The sequence below is a fragment of the Verrucomicrobiota bacterium genome, assembly GCA_037139415.1.
Taxonomy (GTDB): Bacteria; Verrucomicrobiota; Verrucomicrobiia; order Limisphaerales; family Fontisphaeraceae; genus JBAXGN01.
Genome location: JBAXGN010000032.1, coordinates 43,345 through 49,573, shown reverse-complemented (window position 1 = coordinate 49,573; position 6,229 = coordinate 43,345). Strand labels below are relative to the sequence as shown.

At 61.2% G+C, this 6,229-nt stretch carries 4 protein-coding genes; 1 reads left to right on the top strand and 3 read right to left on the bottom strand.

Annotated elements, in window-relative coordinates:
* Positions 1-171 precede the first annotated feature (171 nt).
* Positions 172-2,286, bottom strand: coding sequence for a PAS domain S-box protein (locus WCO56_07810; protein MEI7729463.1), 2,115 nt, complete (start codon positions 2,284-2,286; stop codon positions 172-174).
* Positions 2,287-2,426: 140 nt separating this feature from the next.
* On the opposite strand from WCO56_07810, the gene WCO56_07805 reads away from it, so the two are divergent.
* A complete protein-coding gene (locus WCO56_07805) occupies positions 2,427-3,140 on the top strand; it encodes a hypothetical protein (GenBank protein ID MEI7729462.1) in 714 nt (237 codons plus the stop codon).
* Positions 3,141-3,337: 197 nt separating this feature from the next.
* Here the strand turns inward: WCO56_07805 and gatB are convergent, their stop codons facing one another.
* Positions 3,338-4,762 carry an Asp-tRNA(Asn)/Glu-tRNA(Gln) amidotransferase subunit GatB gene (gene gatB, locus WCO56_07800; GenBank protein ID MEI7729461.1) on the bottom strand — a complete coding sequence of 475 codons (1,425 nt, stop codon included), beginning with the start codon at positions 4,760-4,762 and terminating at the stop codon, positions 3,338-3,340.
* 6 nt (positions 4,763-4,768) lie between these two features.
* A complete protein-coding gene (gene gatA / locus WCO56_07795) occupies positions 4,769-6,223 on the bottom strand; it encodes an Asp-tRNA(Asn)/Glu-tRNA(Gln) amidotransferase subunit GatA (protein MEI7729460.1) in 1,455 nt (484 codons plus the stop codon).
* Positions 6,224-6,229 lie beyond the last annotated feature (6 nt).

The following is a 6,229-nucleotide window of genomic DNA, read 5'->3' as shown; positions in this document are numbered from 1 at the left end:
AAAATTCGCAAGCGTTGGGAAATGCCAAACGGTCTGCCGACTGGGAAGTCGGCGATACGGCAGGTTAGGAAACCTGCGGTACGGGGAAGGAACCTTCCATTGCGGATTTCGGAATGCGGAATGCGGAGTGCGGAATGGGGAACCTTCGATTTCGGAATGCGGAGTGCGGAGTTACGCCTGCCCCAGCACGCGTTCAAGGGTGGTGCGCAGGGCGTCCAATTCATACGGCTTGCCCAGGAATGCCTGGGGCTTTTCCGCATGTTCGTCTTTCATGACATGCGCTTCATCGTAGCCGCTGGCGAGGATCACCGGGATGATGGGCACGATCTGGCGGAGGGCTGCCAAGGTTTCCCAACCGTTCATGCGCGGCATGGTGAGATCGCAGAGCACGCAGTCGGTTTCGGCCTGGTGCTGCTTGAATAATTCCACCGCCTCGACGCCATCCGCTGCCGCCAGCACTTTAAAGCCCATCCGTTTGAGGGCGAGGGCAACCACGGTGCGTGAGGTTTGTTCATCCTCCACCAGCAGAATGGTGCCCGTCAGGAGCGACTTCCGGGCGGGAACGGTTGGGGCTGGCGGGCGGACAATCGCCTCGGTGGACAACGGCAGGAAGAGGCGGAAGCGGCTGCCCTGGCCAAGTTCGCTCGTCACGGTGACCGCCCCGTGGTGGGTCTTCGCAATGCCCAGCACGACCGGCAGGCCTAAACCCCGGCCGATGAATTTGGTGGTAAAAAACGGGTCAAAGAGTTTTTCGATGTCCTTGTCCGCAATGCCGCTGCCTGTGTCGGCGACTTCCAGGCAGGCATAGGCCGGCGCATCCGGCTGCCAACCGATGGGGAAGCGGTGGGCGGCGGGGATAGCCGTGGCGGGAACAGTATTAATGGCCAGATGAATGGCGCTCCGGGTCTCACCCATGGCTTCCCAGGCGTTGGTGACCAGGTTGGTCAGCACTTGGTGAAGTTGGTTGGCGTTGGCCCGGATGACGGGGCCGGGGATGAGACACGTGGTGTCGATCCTCACGCTGTGCGGCAGGCTGGCGCGCAGCAGGGGCAGGTAATTCTGGCAGGTTTCAGAGAGGTCCAGCAGCTCGTGCTTGACCTGGTCCAGCCCGAGGTAAGTCACCATCAGGCGGCTTACTTCCGCCGCTTTGCGGGCGGCCTGCATGGCGCCGGCCAGGCTTTCCGCGGGTTCGGCCTGGGGCGGCAGTGCTTCCATGGCCATATCCAGGTTCAACATCACGGCCTGGAGCTGGTTGTTGTAGTGGTGGGCGATGGCCCCGGCCATGCGGCCCAGGCTCTCGGCCTTCTGGAGTTGCCGGGTCTGGGTTTCCAACCGTTCCCGCTCGGCCTCTGCCTGTTTGCGCTCGGTGATGTTGTAATTGACGCCGACATAGCCGATAATCTTGCCCTGTGCGTCGCGCTGCGGGGCGGCCTGGCCGTACACCCAGGTGACTTTTCCGGCTGGGGTTTGGAAACGGTATTCCATTCCCCAGTGGCTGGCGGAATCCACCATCTCCTGCCAACGCGCAAAGACGACGTCCCGATCTTCAGGATGTAGCGCCTTGGCCCAGCCCAGCCCGAGCGCCTCGGTCAGGCTTAGGCCGCTTATTTCACACCAGCAGTCGTTGACGTATGTGCAGTGGCCGTCCGGTGTGGACCGGTAAATGCCAATCGGGGCCAGTTCCGTCAGGGTTCGGAACCGCTGCTCGCTCTCCCGCAGTGTCTCTTCCATGCGCTTGCGCTCGGTGATGTCGCTCAGGATGAGGCGGCAGACGCGGGTGCCATCTGGCTCCGACGCGGCGACGCCTTTGAGATGCACCCAGAATTCGGTGCCGTCTTCCTTTAGCAACCGCAGGTCGCACTGCTGGGGCGCGCCGGTATCCCAGAGTCGTTTTTTATGCTGGCGGTAGCGGGCCTGGTCGTCGGGGAGGATGAACCGGATGAGCGGTTGCCGGAGTAACTCGTTCCGGGGCACGCCCAGCAGTTCGGCGGCCTTGAGGTTGGCTTCCAGGATCAAGTCCTTTTCGCTCAAGGTCAGGTAACCGATGGGGGCCTGGTCGTAGAAGCCAAAGTATTTGTCGCGGGCGGATTCGACTTCCTGCTGGGTGTAGCGCAATTCCCGGTTGTGCGCTTCCAACTCGATCTTATACACCTCCAGCTCGTGAATCGTCTTCAGGGCGACTTCGGAGGCGAGGTGCTCCAGACGTTCCTTCGCCACAGCATCGGCCTTGACCTCCGCCGGTTGGCGCAGGCCAGTTTCCTTACGGTTATCAGGAACGCGGCTCACGGGTGTAGGGTTGCGCCGTTCCGGGCCGCATAGCAAGGATTTATTTTGACGTCGCGTAGCCGTCGAGGTAAGGAGACGGAGTTTTTTAACCTGAATTCGCGGACTTCGTCTTCTTATCTCGGCGGCTACGCGGAAGGGGAATGGGGAATCCGCCTCCTTACCTCGGCGGCTACGGGAAAGGGAATCCGTCTCCTTACCTCGGCGGCTACGGGAAAGGGAATCCGTCTCCTTACCTCGACGGCTACGCTTGGTGTATTTTTTTCTTCCGCTTTCCCCATGGGCTTGGCTACGGTACGACCATGCCATTTGAACCTAAAAGCAACCTGCCGCGATTGGAACGGCAGTATTACCAAGGGCACGCGGTGGTTCTTTGGACCAACACCTTGGAGGAACGTTCACGCGGATGGCTGACATCCGCGTTTCACGCCACCTTCCGTGAAATCCTGCTGCATACGGCGGTGCGCTATATGGTCTGGTGCCCGGCCTATTGCCTGATGCCAGATCACTTGCATTTGGTTTGGATGGGATTGCGCCGGGAGAGCGACCAACTCAATGCAATGAAGTTCCTGCGCGCCGAGTTGAAGCCTGCGCTTGGCCAAGGTCGGGAGTGGCAACCCCAACCGCATGACCATGTGCTGCGAGAGGAAGAGCGCCGCCGAAATGCGTTTGCCGCCACATGCTTCTATGTCTTGGAAAATCCGGCGCGCGCCAAGTTGGTAGCCGCTGCCCGAAAGTGGCCGTTCAGCGGCGCAATGGTGCCGGGCTATCCCCGGATGCATCCCCTGGATGAAGAATTCTGGGAGCGCTACTGGAAGTTCTATGTGACCACCCGGGAAGCCGAACCACCCATGTAGCCGTCGAGCAAATCAATCGCTCCGCGCTTGCTGGGGCAAAAGATACTTATATTCAACATGTTCTGCATTTTTTCAACACTTCTGTATCTTGGAAGGTAAGGAGACGGATTTTTAGACGTTAATTCCCGAACTCCGTCTCCTTATCTCGACGGCTACGTGGAAAGGGGAATGGGGAATCCGCCTCCTTACCTCGGCGGCTACGTGGTTAGTTTGCGTTCGAGGGTTTCCCCGGCGAGGTTCGGGTTGGCCTTGCCTTTGCTGAATTTCATTACCAAGCCCTTGAGGGAATTGAGCGCGGCCATTTTGCCCGCTTTGTAATCGGCCACGGCCTTGGGGTTGGCGGCGATGGCTTCATCGCAGAATTTCTCAATGGCGCCCGTGTCGCTCACCTGCACGAGGCCTTTCTTTTCCACGATGCTGGCCGGGGCTTCACCGGTGGCAAACACGTCGGCAAAGACTTCTTGCGCGATCTTGGTGCTGATCTTGCCGCTGTCCACCAGCTCGGCCAGTTCCGCGATGGCTGACGGCGGGAATTTGAGTTCGGCCAGGCCGGTGCTGGTCTCGGACATTTTGGCGCGCAGGTTGTTGATGACCCAGTTGGCGATGGCCTTGGGGTGCTTCGCGCCGCGCGCCAGGGTTTCGAAATAATCGCCCAGCGGCACGTCGTTCTTGAACACCTCGGCATCGCCGGCGGGCAACTGGTATTGGCTGATGAACCGGCGCTTGCGGGCGGCGGGGAGTTCCACGACGCGGGCCTTGACCTCGGCCAGCCAGGCGTCGGTGGGCTCAAAGGGCATGAGGTCCGGCTCGGGGAAGTAGCGGTAATCGTGGGCGTCTTCCTTGGTGCGCATGAGTTCGGTGATGCCGGCGGCGTCATCCCAGCGGCGGGTTTCCTGGCTGAGCTTGCCGCCTTGGGTAACGACGGCGATCTGGCGCGGGATTTCATACTCGAGCGCGCGGCGCACGCCGCTGAACGAGTTCATGTTCTTGATTTCGATCTTGGCGCCCAGCTTGGTCTCGCCCTTGGGCCGCACGCTGACGTTGACGTCGCAGCGGACCATGCCCTTTTCCATGTCGCAATCGCTGATGCCGCCGTAGATCAGGATTTCCTTGAGGGCATTGAGGTATTCATACGCCATGTCCGAGTTGGTGAGGTCGGGCTCGGAGACGATCTCCAGCAACGGCACGCCGGCGCGGTTGAAGTCCACGCCGCTGTGATGGTCGAAGTGAAAGCTCTTGCCGACGTCTTCTTCGAGGTGGGCGCGGGTGATGCGCACGCGGCTGATGCCCCCGGCATACTCGAACTCGACCCAGCCGGTGGTGGTGGAAGGCTTGTCGTATTGCGTGACCTGGTAATTCTTGGGCATGTCCGGATAGAAATAGTTCTTCCGGTCGAACTTGGCGTAGCGGGGAATTTCGCAATTGAGCAGGTAACCGGTGAGCACGGTGAGGCGCAGGGCCTCGTCGTTGGCCACGGGCAGGACGCCGGGCATCCCCAGGCAGACCGGGCAAACATTGGTGTTGGGGTCCGCGCCGAACTCATTGGCGCACCCGCACCACATTTTGGATTTGGTTTTGAGCTGAACGTGCGTTTCCAGCCCGATGACGGCTTCGTATTCCATGGTAAATTAGAGCGTTGGCTTTTGTTGGTGCCAGTTCGTGCTTTGTTCGTAGGCGTGCGCGAGCTTGAGCAGGGGCGCTTCGCCGAACGGTTTGCCCAGGAGTTGCAGGCCGATGGGCAGGCGGGGATGGGCGGTGAACCCGCACGGGACGCTGATGCCGCAGATGCCCGCCAGGTTGCAGGAGATGGTGAAAATATCGGAGAGGTACATCTGCAACGGATCATCGGATTTCTCGCCGATCTTGAACGCGGCCGTGGGCGTGGTGGGCGTGATGACGGCGTCCACCTGCTCGAAGGCCTTGAGGAAGTCATTGCGAATGAGCGTGCGGACTTTCTGGGCGCGCAGGTAATAGGCGTCGTAATAACCGCTGCTGAGCACGTAGGTGCCCAGGATGATGCGCCGCTTCACCTCCGGCCCAAAGCCCGCGCCGCGCGTGCGCATGTACAGCGCGATGGGGTCCGGCCCGTCCACGCGCGCGCAATAGCGGATGCCGTCGAAGCGCGCCAGGTTGGCGCTGGCCTCGGCGGTGGCGATGACGTAATAGGTCGCCACGGCATAATTGGTATGCGGCAAGGAGATTTCGCGGATTTCCGCGCCCATCTCCTGGAACTTGCGCACGGCGTTATCCACCGACTGCTTTACCTCAGGGTCCAGGCCGCCGATCATGTATTCCTTGGGCAACCCCAGCTTCAGCCTCTTGACATTGCCATCCAACGCAGCGGCATAATCCGGCACCGGTTGCGGCACGCTCGACGAGTCCCGCCCGTCCGGGCCGCTGATGGCTTGGAGCAAAATGGCGGCATCGCGCACGTCCTTGGTGAACGGCCCGATCTGGTCCAGCGACGACGCAAACGCGACCAACCCGTAACGGGAGACGCGGCCATACGTCGGCTTGAGCCCCACGCACCCGCACAAGGCGGCGGGCTGCCGAATGGAACCGCCGGTATCCGAACCGAGTGCGGCCAGGCATTCATCCGCCGCCACGGCCACGGCGGAACCGCCGGAGGAGCCGCCCGGAATGCGGGTGGGATCCCAGGGATTGCGGGAGGTGCCGAACGCGGAATTTTCCGTGGAGCTGCCCATGGCGAACTCATCCATGTTCACCCGGCCAAACACGATGGCCCCGGCGGCCTTCAGCTTTTCAATCACGGTGGCGTCGTAGGGCGAAACGAAGTTACCCAGGATTTTGGAACCGCAATTGCAGGGGTGATCCTTGACGCAAATAACATCCTTGATGGCAATCGGCACACCCAACAGCGGCAGCCGTTCCCCGGCCGCCAACCGCTGGTCGGCCGCCTCGGCTTGCTTCAGCGCATCGGCGGGGTCATGGCTGATGAACGCGTGTAATTTGGGCTCCACAGCGGCGACGCGGTTCAGGCACGCCTGCATCAGGTCGCGGCTGGAAAGGGTGCGGCGATCCAATTGGGCGCGGGCCGCAGAAATGGTCAATTGATTTGGCATGGGCGG

Coding starts and splice junctions, on each gene's coding strand:
- WCO56_07805 (MEI7729462.1), top strand. CDS start 2,427: ATGGGGAATCCGCCTCCTTACCTCGGCGGCTACGGGAAAGGGAATCCG.
- gatB (MEI7729461.1), bottom strand. CDS start 4,762: ATGGAATACGAAGCCGTCATCGGGCTGGAAACGCACGTTCAGCTCAAA.
- gatA (MEI7729460.1), bottom strand. CDS start 6,223: ATGCCAAATCAATTGACCATTTCTGCGGCCCGCGCCCAATTGGATCGC.